This is a genomic window from Ruegeria sp. (genome assembly GCF_965199275.1).
Classification (GTDB): domain Bacteria; phylum Pseudomonadota; class Alphaproteobacteria; order Rhodobacterales; family Rhodobacteraceae; genus Ruegeria.
The window spans coordinates 157,398-183,949 of record NZ_CBDAQX010000013.1 but is presented as its reverse complement, the minus strand read 5'-3'; the positions used below and the strand labels follow the sequence as shown (position 1 = coordinate 183,949).

Below are 26,552 nucleotides of genomic sequence, written 5' to 3'. Positions count from 1 at the left end.
GCCGCAATGCCGCCGACTTCGGACAAGATCACCCTGCGCCAGTTGCAGATATTTCTGGTGGCAATCGAAACGCGCAGCTTTGTGCGCGCGGCTGAGCGCCTGTCGCTGACCCCGCCTGCGGTGTCGATGCAGATGAGCCGGTTGAGCGAGGAATTCGGCGCGCCGCTGTTCGAGAAATCCGGCCGTTCGGTGATCCCGACTGAGGTTGCCACCGCTTTGGTGCCCTACGCTGAGCGCATGACCGAAACGCTGGCCGAGGCGGTAGATGTTGTGCAGATCATGCAGGGCAAGCTAGACCACCGGGTTCGGGTGGCCATGGTGACCACTGCGCGCAATTTCGGCCCACATCTGCTAGCGCAGTTTCAGCAGGAACACCCGGAATGCGATCTACAGTTCAAAATCGCCAACCGGCGCAGCGTGATTGAGATGCTGGATACCGATCAGATCGACCTTGCGCTCATGGGTCGCCCGCCGCGCCGGATAGAGACAACGGCGCATCAATTCGCGAAACATCCATATGTTTTGATCGGCCACCCGGATCATCCGCTGGTGCGCTCTAGACGCATCCGACGCTCGGACTTGTCGCACCATCAGTTCATCGTCCGCGAACGGGGGTCGGGCACGCGCATGGTGCATGAGTTCTTTTTCTCGGACTCTGGCCTGCCGCAGCCGAAGGCGCAGGAAATGGACAGTAATGCCAATATCAAACAGGCGGTCATGGCGAATATGGGGCTGGCCTTTATATCGGCCCACACGATTGCGCTGGAGGCGATGGCCGGAAAGCTGAAAATCCTGAACGTTGAAGGGATGCCTGAATATCGCGACTGGTTCGTTTTGCATATGCGCAACAAACCGCTGCGTCCGGCGGCGCGGTCCTTTCGGGATTTCGTGGATCAGAAAGGCCCGGCCTTCATGGATGATTTCTTCAAAGACGCCGGGATTGCAACATAGAGTGCGCCCGCGCCACGATGGGCGGATCGATCATTTTGCCACCCAGCATGACGGCACCCAGCCCCTGCTGAGTGGCCCGATCAAAGGCTTCGACCACGCGGGTTGCTTGTTCGATCTCGGAGGCGCTAGGGGTGAAGACCGCGTTGACGATTTCGACCTGTCGCGGATGGATACACAGGACAGCGTCAAAACCAATCGCACGCCCAAGGTCGACACAGGCTCGGAAACTGTCCATGTCGTGGATCTCGGCAATGCTGCCCGGTAGGCCAATGGCCTGTAGGCAACCCGCCTTGGCCGCATGGATCAAGGACTGCGCCGGGCCCTTCAGCGCCTCGACCGAGGGCGCATGGCCGCAATCGGTCGAGAAGTCCTCAGTCCCGAATGCAAGCGCGGTCAGCCGAGGGGTTGCTTTTGCGATGCTTGCGGCGTTCATCAGCCCTTGGGCTGTTTCGATCAACGCAATCAGTTTGATCTGACCCTCGGGCAGTTTGGCCTGTCGCTCCAGCATCGACAGATAGTCCGCCACCAGGCGCAGGTGATCCGCCCCGATGACCTTGGGCAGCATGATCGCGTCGACGCCGGGCAGGATGGCTGCCTCAAGATCGCGGACGCATTCGCCCAGATCTGCATTGACCCGTATCACAACCGGCACAGCGCGAGCGGTCAGCACAGAGATCGCCTCTGCCAACCCGTCCCGCGCGGCCTGTTTGCGGTCCCGCGGGACGCTGTCCTCTAGGTCCAGCAGGATCGCATCCGCGCTCCGTTCATGCGCGCGGGAAATCAGCTCGGGCCGGTGGGCCGGAGTGAACAGGTAGGACCGGATCATGCGGCAGCGGTCTCGGCGAATTCGGACCGAATGGTATCGGTATGTTCGCCAAGCGCGGGCACACGGCCGAAGCGCGGTGTTTCCGGGTCAAAGCTGTGGCGCACGGGGGCCGCGACCAGATGCGCCTCATCCCCGTTTTCCAGCGTGACCGGCGTACGGCGCAGCTGCGGGTGTTCGGCAAAGGTGCTGACCGAGTTCACGGCCCCATAGGCGATGGCTGCCGCGAACAGCTTGCCTTCCAGCTCAGACCGACTGTGACCGGCAAAGAACTCAGCGACGATGGCATCCAGTTCAGCGCGGTTGGCGACCCGTTGGGCGGCGTCACAGAACCGGGGATCGGTGGCCAACTCGGGCTGTCCGATGACATCGGCGCAGAGGCGTTTCCACTCGCGTTCGTTCTGGATCGAGATCGCCAGAACCTCATCATCCTTGGTGGTGAACCCACCATAGGGCGCGATGGACGGGTGATGCAGGCCAACTGGCTGCGGCGCTTTACCCGCATAAACCGTTTGCATCAAAGGCACGGTCATCCAATCGGCTGCAGTGTCGAACAGGGACAGCTTCACCGCGCTGCCTTTGCCGCTGATGCTGCGAGCGATCAGAGCCTTCTGTATGCCGATGATCGCGTTCATGCTGGCACCGATATCGCAGACCGAAACGCCGATCCGACCGGGATGACCGGGCGCGCCGTTGACAGAGACCAGCCCGCTTTCGCATTGCACCAGAAAGTCATAGGCCTTCATGTCGCTATACCGTCCATCCTCGCCATATCCGCTGATATCGCAGGTGATCAGGCGCGGGTTGCGTTTGCGCAGGACATCCTCACCAAACCCGGCGCGGGCAATGGCACCGGGGGCGAGGTTCTGGATGAAAACATCCGCCTCGTCCAGAATACGGTGCAGCAGAGCGGCGTCCTCGGGGTTCTTGATGTCCAGACACAGGCTTTCCTTACCATGATTGGCCCAGACGAAATAGGACGCCGAGCCTTTCACCGCGCCATCGTATTTGCGGGCGAAATCGCCGGTGTCACGCTCGATCTTGATGACGCGCGCGCCTCCCTGGGCAAAGTGGCACGACGCGAGGGGGGCAGCGACGGCCTGTTCCAAAGATACGACCAGCAGGCCTTCGTAGGGTTTGAGTTGGGTATCGGTCATGCGGCAGCTCGTGTGTTCAAAAGCGCAAGGGTGCGGTGCATTTCGTTGGCGACGATGGTCATGCCTTCGTCAAAGCCCATGCCGGGTTTGACCAGCACGCGGTCGGGCCGGGTGGCCATGGCGGCATGCAGGCAGGCGCGGGCCGAGATATCGGTCTCGTTACAGGTGCCGCCCTGATACGCCGCGACACCATTGGCTTTGCAGTAGAGCACCGCGTCGACCGTATTGTGCAACGATCCCAGATCAGGGGTCTTGATCTGAACCATGTCACAGCAATCGGCATCGACGAAATCGACAACGTCCTGATAGGTGTTGCACCATTCGTCGGCCACAATTCTGACGTTGCTGCCGAGGGCCTGTAGCGAGGTGCGAATATCGCGCAGCAAGGTGATCTGCCCGTCTTTGGACCCTGCATCGGCAGGCCCTTCGATATACAGATCGAATGGGGCGGCGCGTTGTTCCAGCGTTGCCAGATAGTTGGCAATCTTCGCCGTATCGTTGTCAAAGATCATGCCCACCGTGCCGTAGACGTCGATATGCAGCACTGGATGATAGCTCTCATCCGTGCGCAGAGCTTGAATGCGACGCGACAGCCATGTGACGTATTCAGCTAGTTTCCCGCCTGTCTGGCCCAGTTTCTGGGGGATGTTGTTGATCAGGCCATGGGGCAGGGCGTCGACCTGTTTCAGCACCATCTTGTCCACGGCCTCATAGCGGTTGTCGCCGCTTTGCCCGAACAGGCGCAGAGGGGCTGCGATGGCCTCAAGCCCCCATTCGTCGCAGATCACCTCAAACTTCATCTTGCCCGAGGCAATCGAGGCCGCCGACAGAAGCGCCTGCGACAGGCCATAGCGCACGGCGGTGTGCAGAGGCTGGCCGTCGACGACAAGCTTGTCGAAGAATTCCGCACTTTCGCGAAAGCTGCGCACATCATGCCCGATCAGCTGTGGTGTCAGATGTTCCTTCAGGAAGGGAATGACGGATGAGGCCAGAAACAGCGGATCGCGCCCGGCCGCACCGGAGTACTGTACGGCGGCGCAATCGCCCTCGGCGATCCGGCCGTTTTCCAGCTCCAGCAGTATTGAGACACTTTCCCCATATTGCCGGACGCGGGCAAAGCCGTCGGTCAGGGTCTGCCCGCAATAGACAAACCCGTCTTGCTTGGCTCCCTGTTTGATCGCTGCCTGATCGTCGAAATAGTACGAGGCCAGCCCCGGCGCGAAAACAACGTTCTTGATCTTCATGACACTCTCTGTGCGTTAGGCGGCAACCGAAGGCCGACCGATGAGTTTGCTCGCCGAGATGGCGCGGACGTCGTCGACCACCATGTCAAAGGACACCTCGCGCCCCTCGGACCGGGCGCGTTCCGCGATGCGGTCCCGGTGGAAGGCCATGATGTCCTTGGGTAGCGGTACATTTCCGGTCTCAAAGATCCGGAGCGCGCCGTGGTTGTCGCGTACCGGGGTCAGTTTGCCCGCGTTCCCGATGGCGGGGGCAAAGGGGATGTCCATGACGCCGCACTCAAAGGCCAGAACGGCTCCGCGTGCGATGTCGCCCTCGCCCAGTTTCAGAACGGCGCGCATGACGGCGTGAACTTCGGCTTCGATCACCTCGACCTCGGTCAGGATTTCGTTGCCGTCATTGCGGTTCTGGTCCGCGATCATGTTCACCATCTGGCGGGTCGCCTTGAGCCCAGCCTGGTTCGCCTCGATCGAAGGGATGCCGCTGGCCTCATGCGGCGTTTTCACGATAATCTTGGTGGCCCGCGCCTGTTTCGCGGCCATTGCACCCAGACAGATCACGGCGGTCGCCTTGGCCTCATCCTCGGGGAAGCCGCCCATCCATTGGTGGAACACGGTGGTCAGCTGGTAATCGTCATAGCCCGCGTTCTGGAAATAGTGATGCCCCAGCCGCCGAAGCGAGCGCAGCGCGGCGACGTCTTGCACCAGATTGCCCGCTTGACCATAGCCCAGCGTGATACAACGCACGCCCTGTTCCAGAGCCAGCAAGCCTTCGATGATCGCGACCACATGCGATACGAACGGCGGTACCAGCGTTCCGGTCAGAGGGCCAAAAGGTTCGCGGTTGATACGGATACCGTGTTCTTCGAACCGGCCCACCAAGCGGTCGCAATATTGCCAATGGCGGATCGACTGCTCTAGCGGAATGTTCTTTGCATAGGGGATGTTATAGGAAATCCCGCCGCCTTCGTAGGACGAAAAGCCCGAACTGAGGGTCACTTCGGCCAGAAGGCGTGCATCTGGTGTGCCGTGCCGGACCTGAATGGGTTTTGAGACGGCCTCGACCAGCCGTGTGCAGCCTTCCACACCATGATTGACCGCCGGGAACCCGTTCAGCAGCGAGGTGCCCGCCGCGCGGGAGCGGTCGATGCCATCCTGCGCCTCGTCATATCGGTTGTGACGGGTATAAGCGTCGATGGTGGTGGGCAACACGTCGCAATAGGGGGCCAGCCCCTCCATCAACGCGGTGTGTTCGCGCAACAGCGCAACGCCCGCACGGGGTTGCAACAGTGTCTTGCCGGTTTCATCCGCATCCGCCAAGGCCGCCGAGAACCGCTTTTTCGAATGCAGCGCATGCTGACGGGCAAGGCCCGCGTCAAAATCCACATCGGCACCCGTGTGCCAGGATTGCAAAACGCCCTCACGCTGTCGAGAACATTCTGAATTGTCCGGTGTAGGTAACATGCCAATTGTCCGCTTCAGTTGATTGCGCGGTGGCCCAATTCGGAGGGAGCCGTAGGCGACCGTAGATTTGGGCCACCGCGTTCGCGCCACGTCGAAGCGGGTCACGCGACTTTGTGTTTGCTATCCTCCTGTGTGATGGGTGATCCGTCAGGCTGGTAGCGGCCAATGCATCTCGGGCCGTGGAAGATGACCAGTTGACCATCGGGGTATTCGTGGACCCTGACCTTCGCCTTGACGAAATGATGACGGTGCCTGTCTGCCGCGATCTGCATGACCAGGCCCTTGTAGCGCACCGTATTGTCGTTGCCGACGACGCGGTCTTCCTGCACACACAGGGTGTCGCGCACATTGCCTGTAAACGGCACGAAGGCCGAGGTCGTATCCTCCGGCTCCTTTGCAAACAGGGCATTGTGTTCGGGAAGATAGACCTCTTTCAGGAACTGATTGGCCTCTTCAATGGTTGTGATCCCATGGGACCGCAGTTCCTGCGGCAATCGGTTCTGGAACGTGCCAAACATGCGTTCAGACCGTCCACGGGCCTGCGGTGAATAGGCCGGGATCAGCTCAATGCCGAGTTGCTGCAAGGCGCGCCCGACCTGGGTCAGATTGTCCTTGTCCACTTTGCCGCCCGCTTCGGGCGTATGCCAGTAATGAGAGCCCCGATCGGCATAGAGCGAGCAAAACAGACCTTGCGCCTCGATCACCTCTGTCAGCCCCTGAAAACTGCTCATCGTCCCTTCTTCCTCGACAAAGAATGCCGAATAAACCCGGTTGGTGGCATCGTCCATGGTGACGATCAGATCCCACCACTGACCCGGAACCCATTCATGGCTGGAGCCGTCCTGATGCAACATCATGCCAACCATCGGACGGCGGGGCCGCTTGCGCCGATGGGCACCTCGTCGGGGTGCTGCCTGAACCCGGCCGTGGCGCTGCAGTGTAAGCCGCACCCAGTTGTAGCTCTGTGTGAAACCATGGTGGGCCACCAGCTTCTCGTGGAAATGCTTCGGCGTGTAATCCCAGTACTTGGTATCAAACAGTTCAAGCATCTCCATGACCTTATCCGTGGCAACACGATTGTTGGCCAGTTTGCCAAGCCGACGGTCGTACAGACCTTCTGCACCATCCGCCTCAAATCGATCCTCCCAACGCCTGACGGTGCGCACGGATACACCCAGTATCTCAGCCGCCTGTTCTTGCGTCAGCTTGTTCGCGCTTCGCCGCGAATACACATCTTCAAACTTCATCAGTCGAACTTCCTGTAACACTTCTGCTCGGTTCATAACGCCTCCTCTCAGAGACAGAATAGAACCGGACAGATCGCATGTTACATACACCGGACATATCGCGTGTTAGCGACACAAAACGCCCTCACGCTCGGCGTCGAAAACGGAATCGGGTAGCTTGGAATTCGTTATTTCTGGCGCGCCGGTCATGTCACCATCTGCCTTTGCTAGATTGCAGCCCAATCGGCGAACCCAGATGCGAAAGCGCCCGAGTTGTGGCCGATGTTCGGAAGGCGGTTCATGTCGATGTCATCTTTCAACAACGCCAAGACCTCGTCGATGTTGGCCGAGGCCGGGAAGACGCGGTCATAGCCCATCTCCTTGAAGCGGGTGACGACGGTCGCGAAATCCTGTTTGCCGATCACGAGGTTCCCACCAACATAGAGCAAGATGTTCCCGATCCCTGCAGCCTCGCACCGGTCGCGCAGGCCCTGGCAGTCGATCTCACCGTGCCCGTAGATGGATGAGACAAGGATCGCATCGGCTTTTTCAGCAAGGGCCGCGGCGACGAATTCAGCTTGGCTGACCATGACCCCAACGTTCACGACCTCGATCCCGGCCCGGGTCAGCAGGCTGTCGAGGATCTTGTTGCCTACGGCATGGCAATCTGCACCGATCACTCCCAAAACGACTTTATGCGTGGTGCTGGCGTCGAACATGTCTCGCTCCTCCTGTGTCGCGCTTTGGGGTGTCGTAGCCGTGATTCTCAAAACGGTAAAGTTTAATGATGAACAGATAAAAAAAGATAAGAAAAAGTTACCTAATGCGCATCAGGCCGCTGCTATAGCTTGAAACGCCAAAACGGCAGCTCTCTGATGGCATCTGTCGCATCTGAGATAGCTTCTGTCCGAAATCGACACTGAAAACGGGGGCAACCCGGGTGCATAAAGTAAGCTGCAACGAATAGGAGCCTACATGCGATTCTCGGCGCTGCGACTTTTCAAAGAGGCCCTGACCGGCCACAAGGGCTGGGGTCCGCAATGGCGCGACCCTGAGCCTGCGGATGCATATGACTATGTGATCGTGGGCGGCGGCGGCCACGGTCTGGCCACAGCCTACTATCTGGCCAAGGAATTCGGTGCTGCGCGTATCGCGGTACTGGAAAAAGGTTGGATCGGCGGCGGCAATGTGGGGCGGAACACAACGATCATCCGCTCGAACTACCTGCTGGATGGGAATGAGCCGTTCTACGAGTTCTCGCTGAAGCTTTGGGAAAACCTCGAACAGGACTTCAACTATAACGCCATGGTCAGCCAGCGCGGTATTCTGAACCTGGTCCACACCGACGCACAGCGGGATGCGGCGCGGCGGCGGGGCAATGCGATGATCCTGAACGGATCCGACGCCGAGCTGCTGGATACCGCAGGCGTCCGCGCCATGTATCCGTTCCTGAATTTCGATGACGCCCGGTTCCCGATCAAAGGCGGTCTGCTGCACCGTCGCGGCGGCACCGTGCGCCACGACGCGGTGGCGTGGGGATACGCGCGAGGTGCGGACATGCGCGGCGTGGATATCATTCAGAACTGCGAGGTGACGGGTTTCCGCATTGAAAATGGCAAAGTCCTGGGTGTCGATACAACTCGCGGCTTCATTGGGGCGAAGAAGGTCGGCGTCTCTGTTGCAGGCAGTTCCAGCCGCGTGATGGAGAAGGCGGGGATGCGCCTGCCGATCGAAAGCCACGTGTTGCAGGCCTTCGTGTCCGAGGGTCTGAAGCCTTTCATCGACGGCGTCATCACCTATGGGGCGGGGCACTTCTATTGCAGCCAGTCCGACAAGGGCGGTCTGGTCTTCGGTGGTGACATCGACATGTACAACACCTACTCCCAACGGGGGAACTTGCCCGTGGTCGAGGATGTGATCGAAAGCGGTATGGCGCTGATCCCTGCACTGGGACGCGCGCGCCTGCTACGCAGTTGGGGCGGGATCATGGATATGTCGATGGATGGCTCTCCGTTCATCGACAAGACGCATATCGACGGGCTCTATTTCAATGGCGGATGGTGTTACGGCGGGTTTAAGGCCACGCCAGCCTCTGGCTATTGCTTTGCGCATCTTCTGAAAACCGACCGTCCGCATGAAACCGCCACAGCCTACCGGCTGGACCGGTTCATGACCGGTCACATGATCGACGAAAAAGGGCAGGGCGCCCAGCCGAACCTGCACTGAGGACCATCGCCATGATCAACAAGTTTGCACGCGATCTGATCGAAAACTGGCATCTTGGCTTTGTCGCCACAGCGGATGCCGAAGGGAACCCGAATGTCTCGCCCAAGGGTACGTTTGTGACCCATGATGATACCAAGATCAGCTTTGCAGAAATGCGGTCTCCGGACACTCTGGCCAATATTGCGGTGCGTCCGCAGGTCGAGGTCAACTTCATCGACATCCTGACCCGTCGGGGCGTCCTGATCCAGGGTGAGGCCTGCTATGTCCCGCGCGACGATGCGCGCTACCCGTCGCTGCGCCCGGCCTATACCAATCGCTGGCCCGAGCTAGAGCCGATGTTCTCGGGTTTTGTGGTAGTCAATGTTACGGCGTGCAAGCCTCTGGCCACGCCCGCCTATGACATGGGCGTCACCAGCGAAGAGCTGCGCGCCAAGTGGATGCAACGCGTTCGCGACTTCAACATCATTCACAAAGGGTCGGAGGTCGAAGCATGCTGATCAATCACCCCCTGCTTGGCCCGCGCGACGCGCAGGAGTTCACCTATCTGGGCGATGCTTCGCTGATCAATCGTCCTGACTGGCAGGCCGAGGACGCGGAGCAGGTGTTTCACGATTACCTCTACCTCCGTGACAACCCGGCGGGCGAGCATCGCGAGCTTTGGTATCACGAACAGGGCGACCGGTCGTGGCTGGTGGTCACGCGCAATACGCTGACCCACGAAATCCTGAAGGTCGAACTGGCCCGTGACGTGGCCAAAGCGGCAGGGAAGGCTGCAAAATGACACAGCGCAATCGACTTAATGGCGGGCTGATCAACCGGGACGCCAGCCTCAGCTTCACCTTCGACGGCAAGTCTTATCAGGGGTATGAGGGCGACACGCTGGCTTCGGCCTTGTTGGCCAATGGCGTGCGCCTGATGGGCCGGTCGTTCAAATACCATCGCCCGCGCGGCCCCCTAACTGCGGGCAGCGAAGAGCCGAACGCTCTGGTCGAGCTTCGCTCAGGTGGGCGGCAGGAGCCGAACACCCGCGCCACCGTGGCCGAGCTGTATGAAGGCCTGAACGCCAATTCCCAAAACCGCTGGCCGTCGCTGGAACGCGATTTCATGGCGATCAACGATCGGTTCTCGAACTTCCTGACCGCCGGCTTTTACTACAAGACCTTCATGTGGCCCAAGGCGTTCTGGGAAAAGCTGTATGAGCCGATCATCCGCAAGGCTGCCGGTCTGGGTAGCCTGACGGGTGAGGATGATCCCGATCTCTATGACAAGGGCTTCCTGCATTGCGATCTGCTAGTCATCGGTGCGGGTCCGACCGGTCTGGCGGCGGCGCTGACCGCAGGACGAGCGGGCGCTCAGGTCATTTTGGCGGATGAAGACTTCCGCATGGGCGGGCGTCTGATTGCCGAGACCGGCGCTTTGGCCGATATCTCCGGCGCGGCCTGGGTCGACCAGGCTCTGGCCGAGCTGGCATCGATGAACAATGTGCGGGTCATGCCGCGTACAACCGTATTCGGAGCCTATGACCATGGGATCTATGGCGCGGTTGAACGCAATGCGGATCACCTGATCGCGCCCGCGGCTGACAAACCCCGCCAAACCCTGTGGCGCATCTACTCCAAGCGCGCGCTGATCGCGACCGGGGCCATCGAACGCCCCATCGCGTTCGAAAACAACGACCGGCCTGGTATCCTGCTGGCCGGAGCGGTTCGGTCCTACGCCAACCGCTGGGCCGCAACGCCGGCGCAATCGGTTGTAGTTTTTGCCAACAATGACGACGCGCACCAGACGGCACGCGATCTAATTGCGCAGGGTATTAAGGTCCCGGCCATTGTCGACACGCGCCCAGATGCTGCGGATGTCGAGGGAACCGAAGTTCTCAAAGGGGCCGAGATCATCAACGCCTCGGGCCGCTTGGGTCTGACCTCGGTGCAGGTGCGCACCGAGAAAGGCTACACAACGGACCTCTATTGCGAGGCGCTGGCGATGTCCGGTGGCTGGAACCCGAACCTGGGCCTGACCTGCCATCAGCGCGGTCGCCCGGTCTGGAACGCGGATATCCACGCCTTTGTTCCGGGTGACGGCCTGCCCGTCGGTCAGATCGTGGCAGGTGCGGCCAAGGGTGAGATGAGAACCGAAGCGGCGCTGCACGGTGGTGCGGCGGCGGCAGTATCCACTCTGGGCGATCTCGGCATCACGGCATCCCACGTTGATCTTCCCGCTGCAGCCGATGCGCCGGTCTCGATCAGCCCCTTCTGGCACGTCAAAGGCGCAAAACGCGCATGGCTGGATTACCAGAACGACGTGACCGTCAAGGACGTCAAGCTAGCGCACCAAGAGAACTTTACCTCGGTGGAGCATCTCAAGCGTTATACCACACTGGGCATGGCGACCGATCAGGGCAAGACCTCGAACGTGGGTGCCTTGGCGGTGATGGCGGAACTAACGGGCAAGTCCATTAAGGACACCGGCACAACCATCTTCCGCCCGCCTTATACTCCGGTGGCGATGGGTGCCTTCGGTGGCCGTGCGGTGGGCAAGGATTTCCACCCGACCCGCCTGACGCCCAGCCACAAATGGGCCGAGGAACAGGGCGCCGTGTTTGTCGAGGTCGGCAACTGGCTGCGGGCCCAATGGTTCCCGCGCAAGGGCGAAACCCATTGGCGGCAATCGGTGGATCGCGAGGTACTGCAGACAAGAAACTCGGTCGGTGTGTGCGATGTGACGACGCTGGGCAAGATCGACGTGCAGGGCGCGGATGCTGCGGCTTTCCTGAACATGGTTTATTCGAACGCCTTTGCCAAACTGCCCGTGGGCAAGGTCCGCTATGGCCTGATGCTGCGCGAGGATGGCATTGCCTATGACGACGGTACCGCCGCGCGGTTTGCTGAGGACCATTTCGTCGTGACCAACACCACCGCCAACGCGGTTCTGGTCTATCGCAATATGGAGTTCGTGCGCCAATGCCTGTGCCCGGATATGGACGTGCAGCTGATCTCGACCACCGAGGCTTGGGCGCAATATGCAGTAGCCGGTCCCAACAGCCGTAAACTGCTGCAAAAGATCGTGGACCCCGAGTTTGACATCTCGAATGAGGCGTTCCCCTTCATGGGTTGTGGCGAGATTACCGTCTGCGGTGGCCTGCGCGCGCGACTGTTCCGGATCTCGTTCTCGGGCGAGCTGGCCTATGAAATCGCGGTGCCCACGCGCTATGGCGACGGGCTGATGCGCGCGCTGATGGAGGCGGGTGAAGAGTTCGACGTGATGCCTTACGGCACCGAGGCCCTGGGCGTCATGCGGATCGAAAAGGGTCATGCGACCGGCAACGAGCTGAACGGTACAACCACGGCACTGAACCTTGGCATGGCACGTATGGTCAGCGCCAAGAAGGACTGCATCGGCAATGTTCTAAGCCGTCGGGAGGGGCTGAACACCCCTGACGCATTGGCTCTGGTGGGGCTGAAACCTGTGGACGCGAATGAGACCGTTACGGCGGGCGGGCATCTGATGAACGCCACTGGCCCGGTCGATGCAGCCCACGATCAGGGCTATGTCACCTCGGCTGCTTATTCGCCAATTCTGGAAAGCTCAATCGGGCTCGGATTTGTCAAAGGTGGCTCTGACCGGATGGGTGAACAACTGCGTCTGGTGAACCCTCTGGAAGGCCAAGAGGTCATGGTCGAGATTGTCAGCGCTCATTTCGTGGACCCGGAAGGGGAGAAGCTTCGTGCATAAACTGAAACCCATCACCCCGCTGGGCGGCGACACGCCGCGTGTCGATACGGTCGGTTCGATCACGATCACAGAGGTCGTCGATCAGGCGCTGGCGTCGCTCGCGGCCCGCAACGATCAGGCTGGTGCCGCGCAAAAGGCGCTGGCCGACAAGATCGGTCTGAGCTTGCCCGAGGTTGGCCAATCCGCTCAGGCGGCACCCTATGCTGCGCTCTGGATGGGGCCGGAGCAATGGATGGTCATGGCCCCACATGACAGTCACGAATTGCTGGCCGCCGAGTTGAAGCAGATCGTCGGAGACACCGCATCGGTCTCCGAGCAGACGGATGGCTGGTGCCGGTTCGACGTGCAGGGCGCGGGTCTGTGCGATCTGTTCGAACGCCTCAGCAACGCGCCGGTCCGCACGATGGGGTCGGGCACGGCGATCCGAACCACGGCGGAACATCTGGGTGTCTTCCTTTGGCGTCTGGCCGAGGATCACATGGCCGTTCTTGGCCCGCGCTCTTCGGCGGCGTCGTTGCATCACGGCCTGTTGGCCGCCGCAAAATCTATCGCGTGAGCCTTAGCCTGAGGGTAGCACATCGTCACTGCCAACTCGCATCGAGTTCTTGGCACGCCGGTCGCTGATCGGCGTGACCCCGAACGTCTCACGATAGTGCCGCATGAAGGCGCTGGGCGTAGCGTAGCCGACCATATAGGCGACCTCGGCAATTGGGTCGTTCGTGTACAGCACCAATTGCCGCGCCTGGTTCATCCGCATCCGCCGATAATAGGTCAAAGGGCTGTGCCCCGTGGCCTTTTTGAAGCTCCGCTCCAGTGACCGCGCCGAAAGGCCTACAGCATCGGCGACTTCGCTGATCTGGATGGGGTTTTCGATATGTTCGGCAAAGTGCTGAATAGCCTTTGCGACTTGCTTGGGTAAAAGATCTTGACTTTGCGCGGTTGAGATTGCGGGCACCTTTTGCGTGACGGTCCCGCTGCGAATGAAGGGATGCTGGAACCAGCAGGCGACCTCGGCCATGACATCACCGCCCAGCCGTTTTTCGATCAGGGCCAGCATGTGGTCGAACACGGCAGAGGCGCCAGAGATTGTGCTAAAGGCCCCTTCTTCGCAGATCACTGTCCCATGGATCGGGATTTCGGGAAATTCGGCCTGAAAAGCGGCCTCGTAACACCAATGCACCGACAGAGGGTTGTCACCTGTCAGCCGGGTGCGGGCAAGGGGGAAGACGCCGCCGCTGATTGCGCCGATACGGGTTTTGTTACGCATCAGGCGCTGAAGGGCCGCGTTCGCCTTGGAGGGGGTGTCGAACACACTGTTCGGGCTTGAGGCAAACAGCAGATGCGTCAGGGATTGAGCCTCGGCCAAGGTGCTGTCGGGGAAAAAGGTCACGCCAGCCGAGGACTGGATTGGTTGGTCTTGCTCGGCAATGACATGCCAGCTGAACGCCTCCTGCCCCGAGATCTCATTCGCCGCGCGCAGCGGTTCGATACAGGATGTCAGGCATGCCATCGGGAACCCTGGAAAGATCAGGATGCCCAGCGAAATTTTCTCGACCTGATCTGTCATGAGCGTTGCTCTTTCATTAGGTCCTCGACGGTTTCGAGGATGTCATTTTCCAGTCTGCGCGCAGCAGGCGACAGTGCAGAATCAGCCTTGCGTATGAGGTGAATTTGACGCTTGGCGGTCTTATCCGCCAGAGGGCGAAAGACCAGATCGGATTGCCCGGCCGAAATTGCCGCCATCTCGGGCAATAGCGTGACTCCGATTCCAGCCCGCACCATGCCCAGAATAGAGGTGATGTTATGTGCCGAAAACCGAGAGCTCGCATGCAGTTTTTCCGCCTCGGGCCCAGGGATGCTTTCGGACAGGCTGTTGGCGATCAACTGCTCATTCACAAGCGCGTCCCAGTCGATTGGGTCAGTGTCACTGGCCAGCGGGTGGTCCGGGGTCAGCAGCACGCCAAACCAGTCGGTCAGCAAAAGCTGACTGTGCAGGCCCGACCCGTTGCCGCGCAACGTCGCGATGCCGATATCAATGCGCCCCCGCGACAGCTCGTGCAGGACGGACTTGGAATCCATGTCGCGCAGCTCCACCCTCACTTTCTCGTAAGCCTTTGTGTTTCTGGAAAAAACGCGTGGTATGATCGTGCCTGCCACCGATGGAACCGTGGCAATTCTGACATGTCCCATACTGGCATCGGCAAAGTTTTCAATGGCCCGGACCGTATTGTCGAAATGCTGTAGTTCCAGCTGCGATTGCTCGAACACGAACTCACCCAACGCTGTCAGCTTGTTCTTGCGGTCCGTCTCAAACAGCGGTTCGCCCAGATGTGTCTCAAACTGCTTGAGCATCATCGACACCGCGGAAGGGGTGCGTTTCAGGACAACGGCCGCGTCCGTCAGGTTGCCGGTGCGGGCGACCGCGACAAAGCCGCGAAGCATTTCGATCTTGAGTGTCATGTTGGAGGCTTCAATCTTGCTGAAGTAAACTTCAATAATTTTAGTTTGATTGATTGTCGAAAAAGAGTCCATACCCGCTCAGCAAATTCTATATGGGGCAAACGGCTATGGCTGACATTCAAAAGAACCTGATCGCTGGTGAGTGGGTCACCGGCGAAGGTGAGATCGAAAACCGCAACCCGTCGGACCTGAGCGACCTGGTTGGCATGTTTGCACAGGCCAGCGCCGATCAACTTGAGGCGACGCTTGATCAGGCGCGTGCCGCTCAGCGTGAGTGGGCCGCCTATGGGCTGGAGCGCAAGCAGGCTGTTCTTAACGCTATCGGCAACGAGCTGATGGCCCGCGCCGAGGAAATGGGCACGCTGCTGAGCCGCGAAGAAGGCAAGCCCCTCGCCGAAGGCAAAGGCGAAGTGTTCCGTGCCGGTCAGTTCTTCACCTACTACGCCGCTGAATGCCTGCGTCAGATCGGTGAGAACGCGGATTCCGTACGCCCCAATATTGAGGTCGATGTCCGCCGTGAGGCCGTTGGCGTTGTGGCCATCATCAGTCCGTGGAACTTCCCCACTGCGACCGCATCGTGGAAGATTGCTCCGGCGCTGTGCTATGGCAACGCGGTTGTCTGGAAACCCGCCAACATCACCCCGGCCTCGGCTGTGGCGCTGACCGAGATCATCAACCGTCAGGACATCCCCAAAGGTCTGTTTAGCCTGGTCATGGGTTCGGGCCGGTCCATCGGTCAACGTCTGGTGGAAAGCCCCAAGGTCAACGCGATTTCCTTCACCGGGTCGGTTCCGGTGGGTAAGGGTATCGCAGCTGCCGCCATCCAGAACCTGACCAAGGTTCAGATGGAAATGGGATCGAAGAACGCTCTGGCCGTCATGGACGATGCCGATCTGGATCTGGCGGTCACGCTGGCTCTGGGCGGAGCGTTCGGTGGCACCGGTCAGAAATGCACGGCCTCCTCCCGGCTCGTGGTCCACTCTGCCATTCATGACGCCTTTGTCGAAAAGCTCGTTGCGGGTGCGCAGGCGATGAAAGTGGGCCACGCGCTGGAAGCGGGCGTTCAGATGGGTCCCGTCGTCAGTCAGCAGCAGCTGAGCGAAAACCTGGCCTATGTCGATCTGGGCAAATCCGAGGGCGCAGAACTGGCCTGTGGCGGTGCGCGTCTCGAGATGCCGCATGACGGGTACTACATGTCGCCCGGCGTGTTCCTGAACACCACCAACGACATGGCGATAAACCGCGAGGAAATGTTCGCGCCGCTGACCAGCGTCATCAAGGTTGGCAGCTATGACGAAGCGCTGAGCGTGGTCAACGACACCAACTTTGGCCTGACTTCGGGCATCGTGACCAAGTCGCTGGCCCGCGCCACCCATTTCCGCCGCAATGCACGCACCGGCGTTGTCACCGTGAACCTGCCCACTGCAGGCACCGACTATCACGTGCCCTTCGGTGGTCGTGGTGACAGCTCCTACGGTCCACGTGAGCAGGGCAAGGCAGCGGCCGAATTCTACACCACGGTCAAAACCGCATATATCAGCGCAGGTCCCGTCTGATGCTGATCGATTGCCTGCAATATGTGAACTGGTCGGAAAAGGTCTTCCGCCAGTTGCGCGAGGGGGGCGTGGACGCGATCCACGTCACCATCGCCTATCATGAGAACTTTCGCGAAACGGTGCTGAATTTCGAACAGTGGAACCGCTGGTTCGAACAATACCCGGACCTGATCATGAAAGGGCAGTGGGCCAGCGACATCGACGCGGCGCGGGAAACCGGCCGGACAGCAGTGTTCTTCGGGTTCCAAAACCCAAGCCCGATGGAAGATGATATCGGCCTGATCGAGATCCTGCACACGCTGGGTGCGCGGTTCATGCAGCTGACCTATAACAACCAGTCGCTGCTGGCGACCGGCTGCTATGAGGCCGAGGATTCCGGCATCACCCGCATGGGCAAACAGGTCATCAAAGAGATGAACCGCGTGGGTCTTGTTGTCGACATGAGCCACTCGGCCGACCGCTCGACCATCGAAGCGGCCGAGATCTCGGAACGTCCCATCGCCATCACCCATGCGAACCCCTATGACTGGTCGCCCGCCCTGCGCAACAAGCGCGACGCGGTGATCCGTGCAGTGACGGAAAACGGCGGTATGCTGGGTTTCTCGGTTTACCCGCACCACCTGAAAGACAAGTCCGAGTGCACGCTGGAAAGCTTTTGCGAGATGATCGCGCGCACGGCCGAAAAATACGGTGCGCAGCATTTGGGGATCGGCACCGACCTGTGTCAGGACCAGCCCGACAGCATCGTGGAATGGATGCGCGTAGGTCGTTGGACAAAGGAAATCGACTATGGCGAAGGCTCTGCCTCGGCCCCCGGTTTCCCACCCATGCCGGGTTGGTTCAATGACAACCGTGACTTCGGCAACATCCGGGCAGGGCTGCGTGCCACCGGCATGAACGACGCTGAGGTCGACGGCATCATGGGAGGCAACTGGTACCGTTTCTTTGACGAGAACTTCAAACCGCTCGCCTGATACAGGTCAGCCAAACAACGAAGCTTTGGCCGCATTCCAGATAGAAACGGCCTGATTAATATTAACGGAGGAGAGATGTCTGAGGCATCTTTGAACACTGCCCCCACGCAGGAAAGCCGGGTCAACAAACCGCTGTTCCTGATCTCAGGCGGTTTTATCGCGCTGTTCTGCATCGCGGCGCTGGTCAATCTGGACGCGCTTTCGGGCGCTGTGGATTGGGGTTTCAATGTCGCGGCCACCTATTTTGGCCTGTACTGGCAGGCGCTGCTGCTCGCTACCTTCCTGATCGGCCTGCTGCTGTGCGTACTGCCCGGTGGGCGCGCCATCATGGGCGGCCTGGCCGCGCCCGAGTTCACCACCTTCCAGTGGGGCTCGATGGTCATGTGCACGCTGCTGGCCGGTGGCGGCGTGTTCTGGGCGGCGGGTGAGCCGATTGCCCACTTCCTGTACCCCGCGCCGCTTTATGGTGTCGAAGGTGTAACGGCCGAGGCCGTGAACCCGGCCATCGCCCAGAGCTTCATGCACTGGGGTTTCCTCGCATGGGCCATTCTGGGGTCGCTGACCACGGTCATGCTGATGCACTACCACTATGAAAAGGGCCTGCCGCTGGCACCGCGCACGCTGCTCTACCCGGTGTTCGGCGACAAGGCGATCAACGGGCCGATTGGCCTGATCGCGGATGCGTCCTCGATCATCGCTGTGGTGGCGGGCACGGTTGGTCCGATCGGCTTCCTGGGTCTGCAGGTGAGCTATGGTCTGGCCGATCTGTTCGGGTTTTCGGATACGTTTGCCCTGCAGGCGACCGTGATTGCCGGTCTTGCTGCGATCTACACGATCTCGGCCATGACAGGTCTGTCGCGTGGCATTCAGGTTCTGTCCAAGGTCAACGTGATCCTGGCGGCCTTCCTTCTGCTGTTCGTTCTGGTTGCAGGCCCGACCGGGTTCATCTTTGGCTCGTTCTTCTCGGGCTTTGGCACTTACGTTGGCAACTTCTTCCAGATGGCGTTGTACCGTGGTGAGGCCGGTCTGTTCGGCGAACCCGGCTGGTTGGGCTGGTGGACCGTGTTCTTCTGGGGCTGGTTCATGGGCTACGGCCCGCTGATGGCTATGTTCATCGCACGGGTGTCGCGTGGTCGTTCGATCCGCTCGATCATCATCATGCTGTCGGTCATCGCGCCGATCGTGACCAACTTCTGGTTCACCATCATCGGTGGCACCGGCATCTCGATGGAGCTTGAGAACCCCGGCACAATCGCCACCGCGTTCGAAGGCTTCAACCTGCCTGCCGCCCTGCTGGCAATTACCAACAACCTGCCGATGGGCTTCGTGATCTCGATCCTGTTCCTGATCCTGACCACGATTTTTGTGGCTACCACTGGCGACTCGATGAGCTACGTCATCTCTGCGACCATGAGCAACGAGAACAACCCACCCGCAGCACTGCGCGTGTTCTGGGGCATCGCGATGGGCCTTATGGCCATCATCCTGATCTCGGTCGGATCGGGCGGTGTGTCCAAACTGCAGAGCTTTATTGTGGTGACCGCTGTTCCGGTGTCTCTGATCTTGCTACCGTCGCTTTGGGATGCGCTGCGCATCACGCTGGTGAAGGGCAAAGAGAGCTAAACGATCCAAGCCGGGCCGGACCATCCGGCCCGCCAAAACGCCTGAAGGTTTCAAGAGAAGACCAGATATTAGCACCTGAGGAGGGGGTATGAATGATTTGTGATCGGCCAAACGCCCTGAATCTGTTAGAGGATTCGGGGAGGCGGATAGGTCTCAGGCTGAATTGTGTCTTAGGGCATTGTGACCCTGTTGAGGAGCTTAGCTTTCGCCTGTTTCCGAACAGCCCCCATAGGGCCCGGTTTTGGCCGGTGATCCTGCATAGGAGCTTGGTTTGGCCGTTCACGCCCCATTGGGGGCTCCGCCTCCTTGAGCAGGGAGTATAGCCATGGCTTACATAGGTGTCGATCTTCATACGAATTCCTTCACGATCTGTCGGCGTGAGACGGACGGATCGGAAACATTCCAAACCTTTCATCTGTCCGCGCAGGCGCTTGAGCGGTTCTGTCAGAGCCTTGATGCGGATGACGAACTGGCGGTCGAGGCCACCGGCAACACGGCCTGGTTCTGCGGTGAGGTGGAACCCTGTGTCGGCCGGATCGTTGTGGTCAACCCGCGCCAGTTTAAAGTGATCCGCACATCGGTGAAAAAGACCGACAAGAACGATGCGCGCGCTTTGGCCTTCTTCCTGTCGAAGGACATGCTGCCGGAAACCCGGCTCAAGTCCACTCAGGAAAGCGAACTGGCCTCGCTGACCCGGACGCGTGACATGCTGGTCAAACAGCGCACCATGCTGCTGAACGGCATCCACGCGATGTTTGTCCGTCACGGCATGAAGCTGAAGAAGGAAGGGTTGTCCAGCAAGAAGCGCCTGCGCGACCTGGATCTCAGCCGCTTCACACCGCTTGAGCAGGTCGAACTGGCGGCATTGCGGGACCAGGCGCTCGGCCTGACCGAGACCCTGAACCGTATCGACAAGGCCATCGAGGAGGCCGCCTCGGCCATGAAAGGCTTTGAGGGGCTCACCAGCATCAAGGGGATCGGTGCGCGATCTGCCGCGGTCCTGCTGGCGGGGATCGGCAGGGTTGAAGACTTCTCCGACGCGGACAAGCTGGCCGCCTATGTCGGCATCGTGCCCAAGGTGAGTAACTCGAACGAAACCGAACATCACGGGCGGATCACGAAGCGCGGCAACAAGCTCATGCGCACCACGCTGGTGCAATGTACGCTCATCGCGATCCGCTATTCGGGATATCTCAACAGTTATTATCGGCGCATCAAGGAACGCCGTGGCGCGGGCAAGGCGATCATAGCCACGGCCCGCAAGCTGCTCAAGATCATCTATGACACGCTCAAGAACGGCTGGGTCTTCGACGATTTTGCCGAATTTAAAATCAAACAAAATCAATGCCCTGCTTGACAATCATCATAGGAGGCACAACCGAATGACTGACGTTCCCCGTCGTGATCCGAACATGGTGATGCGCCTTGCCCGTCTTGGCTCCATGCATCAGTCGCGCCTTTCGTTCATGCGTATCCTGACGCGACGACTGGCTCGGGAAAACTGGCGGTTTGAAAAAACGGCGTTCGAAATTGACGGCACAGGAGTTGGCCATGCAGTCTATACCGCCCACGGGCCCGAGCGGTCCTATTCCCTGATCGCCTATGCCCATGATCTGCCGCCCGAGAAACGCTCGGACCGGGTGATCGCCGAGGCCTGGGATGCCACCTTTACTCTGTTTGACGGTGTGCCCTCCGACGCCGATATCGAGCGTCTTTCGCACAATATTCCCGTTCAGGAAGCCGGGCGCGTGACCGGGTCTGAACTGTCGGTGTCCCGCGCCAACCGCTCGGTGCGTTTGTGGGAGCATGTGGTGAGCGAATTGGCCGAGGGTCGCCAGCCCTCGACCGACAAGATTGACGCGGTGGGTTACCTTATGCGAACCACTGCGGTTTACGGGTCCGGCAAGCTGGGCGCTGCGGATCGCGAAATGATCGCCGACCGTCCTGAATTCCGTGCGCCGTTCCAGGTTGAGATGCTGTCGGTCTACCTGACCCGCTGGTTCGTGACTGATCTGGTGCAATACATGGCCGATACCCGCGCTGCGGCCAACGGCGCGCAGGCCGCGAAGCTGGATGCTGGGATCGCGCGTTCGATGGGGATAGGAAACTCAACCGGCCTGGGGATGGCGCCGTTTTTGCTGAACCATCCGGTGCTGTTCAACAACTGGATGGCCGCACGCGAAGGCGCAATTCAGGTCGTGCGTGGTGTTGAAAAGGCCAGCGATGCGGAAATCGCGGTGTTCCGTGATGTGCTGCTGCGCAATATGCAGATCGTCGAGACTTGGCAGTCCGAACATCCGATCCAGATCGAGAAACTCGCCGCTCTGCGGGACGATATTGCCAAGCTGCAGGACTATCTCTCAAGTGCGGATCTTGGCGCGGATCACCCATGGGACGCGCTTTATTCCTGGGCCGAGCAGTCGCTGACCCTTGAGGGTCAAGAATGGATCGCCTCGCTGATGCTGGAACCCTATGGGGCATTGGTTGATGCCTTTGCAGAAGGCATGGCGGCAGACAACACCGCCACGTTCCGCATCGCCGGAGCGATGAAGATTGGCGATCTGCGGGCGCTGCTCAAGGATATCTACGGCTGGGCTATTGAGACCGATTGGGCCACCCCCGCCAGCAAGGCGCGCGCCTGGTATGTCTCGGAAGAAAAGCTGGAGCCGCGTCTGGGTGAACGGTTCGAGGAACCGATTGAGGAATACGAGCAACCCTTGGCCCCCGGCCGGGATGCAGCGCAGTTGTTTCAGGCGCTGGCCCATTGGTCGGATGATGCTCAGGTCGCCGATTTCCTGTTGCGCCATCCCGAACACCGCCACGTGCTGCGCCGCGTTCAGATCGTAGGGCGCGCGCCCTATGCCGAGATCCGAGATAACACGATCTCGGACCGGGTGCTGCCTATCGACATGCTGCGCTGCAAGCTGTCCTTCTTCGGGGCGACCAAGTTCGATCCCCGCTCGGATCGCTGGGTGCGCATCTGCATGTATGGCAACGCGCCCTTGCCGCATGAGCTGACATCTGAAAACGCCGATTTCTGGGTCTTTCCGGAACTTGAAGGGGCCGCTGCATGAGCCACTCTTTGAACGAAATCGAGGCCATGAGCAAACGCGCCGCGCGCGGCGCGGGCCTGTCCTGGGGTCTGGCCGAAGAGGCTGCCAAGGGAACGCGCTGGCTGGCTGCGTTTGGGTTTTCGGGCGCCGAATTGCTGGCGGACCTGTTGGAGATGAACGATCGTATCCCGTCGATCGACGTCTCGCCCGTCTCGCTGAGCGCTGAGATCTGGCATGCGCCCACGCGCCGGATGAGCCCGCTGATCGCCGGGGCCTCGCTCAGCGACTGCGCAGTGCGTTTGATGGATCGCGGCTCGATCACCATGGAGAATGTCAGCCTACCCTTGCTGGCCGTGCCCTTCATGGGCGGTGCTGCGCTGCGGTTGGGTGTACCGGTTGCGGCCGAATGGCAGGGTGCGCGTCTGGCAACTGACGGGCGGCAGATCTGTGTGCAAGCCACGCCCGAGGCGCTTGAGACCCGCCACGCAGACAAGATGGTCTTCAGCGCGCCGGCCGAGATGACAGGCCGCCGCGAGCCGGTCCTGCGCGCCGAGGTGTCCGACGCAGATTGGAACAGGCTCAGCGCTTTTGCTCACCGCACATTCGCACCCGCGACCGAAGAAAGCCGCCTGCGCGGTGCTGGCGCGGGCCTCAGCGACAACGATTGAAACTTCGCCCCTTGCGACAAGGGGCACATACTTACGAACGGAAAAGAAGAATGACCGCCACCGAAACCCTGTCTCTGGCCGAGATCGAAGATCTGGCCTTCCGCGCCCTTGTCAAAGTCGGAACATCCGAGGAAAACGCCCGTCCTCTGGCCGTCGCGACCGCAATGACCGAAGCGGATGGCGTGGCCTCGCACGGGTTGGCCTATATCCCGATCTATGCCCAGCATGTGGAATGCGGCAAGGTTGACGGGGCCGCCAAGCCCGTAGTTGCCCAGCCACGTCCGGCAGTTGTCACCGTGGATGCGGCCACAGGGTTTGCCCACAGCGCGATTGATCTGGGGTTCGAAAAGCTGATCCCGCTGGCGTGCGAGCAGGGTGTTGCGGTTCTGGCCATTAACAACTCGTATAACTGCGGCGTTCTGGGTGTGCATACCCAGCGTCTGGCGCAGGCAGGCCTGATGGGGATCGGGTTCACCAACGCGCCGGCCTCGATCGCGCCGTCGGGTGGGGCAAAGCCGGTTGTCGGCACCAACCCGTTCTCGATCTCGGCCCCCGATGCGGATGGAAACGCGGCGCTTCTGATCGACCAGTCCGCCAGCACCATCGCCAAAAGCGAAGTCATGAAACATGCCCGCGAAGGTAAGCCTGTGCCTGAAGGCTGGGTTTTGGACGCGGACGGCCAGCCCACCACGGATCCCGAGGCGGGTCTCAAGGGATCCATGGTGCCGTCCGGCGGCTACAAAGGCGTAGGTATTGCCTTGACGGTCGAGCTTATGGCCGCTGCGATGACTGGCGCAACGCTGGGTTCTGTCGCCAGCCCGTTCTCGGGCACCGCGGGTGGCCCGCCGAAAACCGGTCAGTTCTTCATCGCGATTGATCCGCAGGCGACATCGGGCGGTGCTTTCCAAGAGAAGCTGGGTGAGCTGATTGCCTCGTTCCGCGACCAAGATGGCGCGCGCCTGCCGGGCGACGGCCGCCGCACCTGCCGCGAGCGGGCAGCAACCGAAGGTGTTGCCGTAAACGCGGCACTGCTGGAAAAAGTGCGCGCACTTCTCTGATGTTAAATCGCCGCTGAACAAGACTTGAGAGGGCAATCCCCTGACTTCCGACATTTTTTCGTATAAGTCATTGATATTATTATGCCTTGGTTGCCAAAAGGCACTACACGGACTTTTTTCGCCAGCGATTGTTTCGGAGTGTTGAGGGAGCTCAGGCTTTGGTCTGGCCAGTTTTTCGGGTGCGCCCGGGGGGTATCTTGAAAGGGGCTTCGTTCCAGGTCAGGCCGACGCAGGTGAGGATGCGTCTGGCATCGACCGTGGCATGGCTTGGCATGCCGTAGCGGTCAGGGGTGCCTTTGTGGCGCAGGATCGAGAGCTGCAATGCGTTCAACTCGTTGCGGATACGAGCCGGGCTCATCGGGTGTCCGAGCAGGTCCAGATGCTTGCGCAGGTGCTGCAGGCAGCAGAAGGCCATGTAGCAGATGGCGATATGGGCCCGGACCCGACGCGGCGACCAGTGATAGATGGGCCGGATTTTCAGATCGTGCTTGTTGGTGCGGAAGCAGGCTTCGATCTCCCACAACTGGTGATAGCGGGCAATGACGTCCTGTGCCTCCAGTTCGTCCGCACCATGAACAACAATGGCATGCAGCCCGTCCCATTGTGCCGCTGCCTTGATCTTTGCATCATCCAGCGTGACGTCCCCGCTGTCGGGGAAGGCCAGGAAGCGGCCATATCCCCGGCTGCTGAAGCTGCCGGGTTTGCGAGAGCGCTTGAGCTTCTTGTGCAGCTTTTCGATTGCCTTGTCGCGCTTGTGGGCATCATTGCGTGCCCGGGTGGGTGACCAGGTCACAATGACCCGCGCTCCCTCCTGGTCGATCACCTTGTACCAGCCCTTCTCGGTTGCCTCTTCAGAACCGTGTCCAGCCCAAGGCTGGCGTCCCTCCGGGCTCAAAATGTTCGCCTTCACGGCGGCCGGGGCGGACTTCATGCGATAGCCGAGGATGTAGGGCAGACCCTTGTTCTGCAACATCTGCTGGTTGTCCTTGCTGAGCATGGCGGCATCGGCCACGAACGTGACCCTGGCCACGTCGAAGCGTCCCTCCAACGCCTTCAGCGCAGCTTCCAGCGTATGACCTTCCCAGGTGTTTCCCGGGAAGAGTTCATAGCCCACAGGCAGCCCATCGGAGGTGACGATCAGCGCCAGCATGACCTGAGCGCGGTGATGCTTGCCATCCTTGCTGAAGCCCTTGGCCAGAAGATGATCCTGCTCGACCCCGTCCGCATCCTCGGCCGGGTCCTCGCGCTCGGTGTCAAAGGCCAGGGTCGTGCAATCGTAGAACAGCACGGTCACTGGCCCGCCCAGCAACTTCTCTGCCGCCGCGTGAGAGGTTTTGCAAATCCCGTCTATCACCGGCGTATTGATGTAATCCATGCTCCGATAGACCACGTCCAGATTGAGCGTGATGCCTGCCTGGTTCTCCAACGCCTCCACGGTCGCGCGCTTGCTCTCGGGCTGTGCGATCCGCGCCATAACCAGCTCTTTCACAATGCGATTGGCACTTTTACGCGCCGCCCCCAGAAGGGCCCCCCAACCCAGTTGGTCATACATCGTCCCCATGACATCCCGCAGACCCAGAGAGACCCGCGCCTCCTCACGGCACTCGGCAAGATCAACGCCAAGCTTGTCCGGCCGCGGAGCGCGGCGCACCAGCGCCTGCAGATCGGCATATTCCGTGGGCGTGAACAGTTCCATTTGCGGCGAGCGATCAATGCGTAATTGCTCCATCAAGCGGCCCGCCAGACGCTTGATATCCTCAATCTCGCTGTCGTTATGGGCCACACCCACATGGCGCAGGATCTTCTGGCGTACCTTGGAGCCGGTGCGGACGGATTCAACGATCTGGATCCGTGTGCGGTTGAGCTTTGCGTCATGTTTGGTGCGGATGAACATGGGCGAAGAGGTTAGCCATCTGAAGGCCCATGTCAATACTTTTTATAATAATGGGGCACTACAACGCGCCTCTGAGCAACCACACCTGAAAACAAACCAAAAACCCAGTCAGATCAACAAAAAGGTCGGAAGTCAGGAAAACCGGTCAGTTCTTCATCGCGATTGATCCGCAGGCGACATCGGGCGGTGCTTTCCAAGAGAAGCTGGGTGAGCTGATTGCCTCGTTCCGCGACCAAGATGGCGCGCGCCTGCCGGGCGACGGCCGCCGCACCTGCCGCGAGCGGGCAGCAACCGAAGGTGTTGCCGTAAACGCGGCACTGCTGGAAAAAGTGCGCGCACTTCTCTGATGTTAAATCGCCGCTGAACAAGACTTGAGAGGGCAATCCCAAGGGGACTGGACACCTATACCGCCCGCCGCAAAACGGAGATCCGCCCGAGCGCGATGT

The 26,552-nt window shown here is 60.2% G+C and carries 24 protein-coding genes; 15 read left to right on the top strand and 9 right to left on the bottom strand.

Annotated features, from left to right (window positions below; all coding sequences use genetic code 11):
• Positions 1–6: 6 nt before the first annotated feature.
• Positions 7–951 carry a LysR family transcriptional regulator gene (locus tag ACOERD_RS09000; protein WP_419738790.1) on the top strand — a complete coding sequence of 315 codons (945 nt, stop codon included), beginning with the start codon at positions 7–9 and terminating at the stop codon, positions 949–951.
• Here the strand turns inward: ACOERD_RS09000 and ACOERD_RS08995 are convergent.
• From ACOERD_RS08995 to glmS, 6 genes are all read right to left on the bottom strand, one after another.
• Complete coding sequence (locus ACOERD_RS08995; protein ID WP_419738789.1) at positions 926–1,777, bottom strand: HpcH/HpaI aldolase/citrate lyase family protein; 852 nt, start codon at positions 1,775–1,777, stop codon at positions 926–928. The genes ACOERD_RS09000 and ACOERD_RS08995 overlap by 26 nt on opposite strands.
• On the bottom strand, positions 1,774–2,931 hold the full coding sequence (locus tag ACOERD_RS08990) for a CaiB/BaiF CoA transferase family protein (RefSeq protein WP_419738788.1): 1,158 nt from the start codon (positions 2,929–2,931) through the stop codon (positions 1,774–1,776). Before ACOERD_RS08990 ends, ACOERD_RS08995 begins: the two co-directional genes overlap by 4 nt.
• The gene (locus ACOERD_RS08985) at positions 2,928–4,175 is read right to left on the bottom strand and encodes a methylaspartate ammonia-lyase (protein ID WP_419738787.1); all 1,248 of its coding nucleotides are present in this window, start codon (positions 4,173–4,175) and stop codon (positions 2,928–2,930) included. The genes ACOERD_RS08990 and ACOERD_RS08985 overlap by 4 nt, the downstream gene beginning before the upstream one ends.
• Before the next feature lie 15 nt (positions 4,176–4,190).
• Positions 4,191–5,636, bottom strand: coding sequence for a methylaspartate mutase subunit E (locus ACOERD_RS08980; protein ID WP_419738786.1), 1,446 nt, complete (start codon positions 5,634–5,636; stop codon positions 4,191–4,193).
• Between the two features lie 101 nt (positions 5,637–5,737).
• On the bottom strand, positions 5,738–6,919 hold the full coding sequence (locus ACOERD_RS08975) for an ISNCY family transposase (protein ID WP_419737631.1): 1,182 nt from the start codon (positions 6,917–6,919) through the stop codon (positions 5,738–5,740).
• A 170-nt stretch (positions 6,920–7,089) separates the two neighbouring features.
• Complete coding sequence (glmS, locus tag ACOERD_RS08970) at positions 7,090–7,581, bottom strand: methylaspartate mutase subunit S (protein WP_419738785.1); 492 nt, start codon at positions 7,579–7,581, stop codon at positions 7,090–7,092.
• 256 nt (positions 7,582–7,837) lie between these two features.
• Here glmS and ACOERD_RS08965 point away from each other — a divergent pair, with 256 nt between their 5' ends.
• Genes ACOERD_RS08965 through ACOERD_RS08945 form a run of 5 tightly spaced genes read left to right on the top strand, consistent with a single transcriptional unit; the run spans position 7,838 to position 13,376 of the window.
• Positions 7,838–9,088, top strand: coding sequence for a sarcosine oxidase subunit beta family protein (locus ACOERD_RS08965; RefSeq protein WP_419738784.1), 1,251 nt, complete (start codon positions 7,838–7,840; stop codon positions 9,086–9,088).
• 11 nt (positions 9,089–9,099) lie between these two features.
• Positions 9,100–9,585, top strand: coding sequence for a pyridoxamine 5'-phosphate oxidase family protein (locus ACOERD_RS08960; RefSeq protein WP_419738783.1), 486 nt, complete (start codon positions 9,100–9,102; stop codon positions 9,583–9,585).
• A complete protein-coding gene (locus ACOERD_RS08955) occupies positions 9,579–9,869 on the top strand; it encodes a sarcosine oxidase subunit delta (RefSeq protein WP_419738782.1) in 291 nt (96 codons plus the stop codon). The genes ACOERD_RS08960 and ACOERD_RS08955 overlap by 7 nt, the downstream gene beginning before the upstream one ends.
• Positions 9,866–12,820 (top strand): sarcosine oxidase subunit alpha family protein, encoded by a 2,955-nt coding sequence (locus ACOERD_RS08950; RefSeq protein WP_419738781.1) that lies wholly within the window; start codon positions 9,866–9,868, stop codon positions 12,818–12,820. Before ACOERD_RS08955 ends, ACOERD_RS08950 begins: the two co-directional genes overlap by 4 nt.
• The gene (locus ACOERD_RS08945; RefSeq protein WP_419738780.1) at positions 12,813–13,376 is read left to right on the top strand and encodes a sarcosine oxidase subunit gamma; all 564 of its coding nucleotides are present in this window, start codon (positions 12,813–12,815) and stop codon (positions 13,374–13,376) included. Before ACOERD_RS08950 ends, ACOERD_RS08945 begins: the two co-directional genes overlap by 8 nt.
• A 3-nt stretch (positions 13,377–13,379) precedes the next feature.
• Here the strand turns inward: ACOERD_RS08945 and ACOERD_RS08940 are convergent, their stop codons facing one another.
• Both ACOERD_RS08940 and ACOERD_RS08935 read right to left on the bottom strand, forming a co-directional pair.
• Positions 13,380–14,387: a GlxA family transcriptional regulator gene (locus tag ACOERD_RS08940; protein ID WP_419738779.1), complete on the bottom strand. Its 1,008-nt coding sequence runs from the start codon at positions 14,385–14,387 to the stop codon at positions 13,380–13,382.
• The gene (locus tag ACOERD_RS08935) at positions 14,384–15,352 is read right to left on the bottom strand and encodes a LysR family transcriptional regulator (RefSeq protein ID WP_419738778.1); all 969 of its coding nucleotides are present in this window, start codon (positions 15,350–15,352) and stop codon (positions 14,384–14,386) included. Before ACOERD_RS08935 ends, ACOERD_RS08940 begins: the two co-directional genes overlap by 4 nt.
• A 35-nt stretch (positions 15,353–15,387) precedes the next feature.
• Here ACOERD_RS08935 and ACOERD_RS08930 point away from each other — a divergent pair, with 35 nt between their 5' ends.
• The 7 genes from ACOERD_RS08930 to ACOERD_RS08900 all read left to right on the top strand — a co-directional run bounded on the left by ACOERD_RS08930 (position 15,388) and on the right by ACOERD_RS08900 (position 24,212).
• Positions 15,388–16,836, top strand: coding sequence for an aldehyde dehydrogenase family protein (locus tag ACOERD_RS08930; RefSeq protein ID WP_419738777.1), 1,449 nt, complete (start codon positions 15,388–15,390; stop codon positions 16,834–16,836).
• Positions 16,836–17,810: a membrane dipeptidase gene (locus ACOERD_RS08925; protein ID WP_419738776.1), complete on the top strand. Its 975-nt coding sequence runs from the start codon at positions 16,836–16,838 to the stop codon at positions 17,808–17,810. The genes ACOERD_RS08930 and ACOERD_RS08925 overlap by 1 nt, the downstream gene beginning before the upstream one ends.
• Before the next feature lie 75 nt (positions 17,811–17,885).
• Positions 17,886–19,433, top strand: a complete 1,548-nt coding sequence (locus tag ACOERD_RS08920) for a BCCT family transporter (RefSeq protein ID WP_419738775.1) — start codon at positions 17,886–17,888, stop codon at positions 19,431–19,433.
• A gap of 325 nt (positions 19,434–19,758) precedes the next feature.
• Positions 19,759–20,790: an IS110 family transposase gene (locus ACOERD_RS08915; RefSeq protein WP_419737613.1), complete on the top strand. Its 1,032-nt coding sequence runs from the start codon at positions 19,759–19,761 to the stop codon at positions 20,788–20,790.
• Positions 20,791–20,815: 25 nt separating this feature from the next.
• Positions 20,816–22,507, top strand: coding sequence for a hypothetical protein (locus ACOERD_RS08910; RefSeq protein ID WP_419738774.1), 1,692 nt, complete (start codon positions 20,816–20,818; stop codon positions 22,505–22,507).
• Complete coding sequence (locus ACOERD_RS08905) at positions 22,504–23,154, top strand: DUF3726 domain-containing protein (protein WP_419738773.1); 651 nt, start codon at positions 22,504–22,506, stop codon at positions 23,152–23,154. The genes ACOERD_RS08910 and ACOERD_RS08905 overlap by 4 nt, the downstream gene beginning before the upstream one ends.
• A 50-nt stretch (positions 23,155–23,204) precedes the next feature.
• Positions 23,205–24,212 carry an Ldh family oxidoreductase gene (locus ACOERD_RS08900; protein ID WP_419738772.1) on the top strand — a complete coding sequence of 336 codons (1,008 nt, stop codon included), beginning with the start codon at positions 23,205–23,207 and terminating at the stop codon, positions 24,210–24,212.
• 151 nt (positions 24,213–24,363) lie between these two features.
• Here ACOERD_RS08900 and ACOERD_RS08895 read toward each other — a convergent pair whose 3' ends face one another.
• Positions 24,364–26,106 carry an IS1634 family transposase gene (locus tag ACOERD_RS08895; protein ID WP_419737624.1) on the bottom strand — a complete coding sequence of 581 codons (1,743 nt, stop codon included), beginning with the start codon at positions 26,104–26,106 and terminating at the stop codon, positions 24,364–24,366.
• Here ACOERD_RS08895 and ACOERD_RS08890 point away from each other — a divergent pair.
• The gene (locus tag ACOERD_RS08890; RefSeq protein WP_419738771.1) at positions 26,099–26,272 is read left to right on the top strand and encodes a hypothetical protein; all 174 of its coding nucleotides are present in this window, start codon (positions 26,099–26,101) and stop codon (positions 26,270–26,272) included. The two genes, ACOERD_RS08895 and ACOERD_RS08890, sit on opposite strands and share 8 nt — an antisense overlap.
• On the top strand, positions 26,262–26,453 hold the full coding sequence (locus ACOERD_RS08885) for a hypothetical protein (protein WP_419738902.1): 192 nt from the start codon (positions 26,262–26,264) through the stop codon (positions 26,451–26,453). Before ACOERD_RS08890 ends, ACOERD_RS08885 begins: the two co-directional genes overlap by 11 nt.
• The last annotated feature ends 99 nt before the right edge of the window (positions 26,454–26,552 follow it).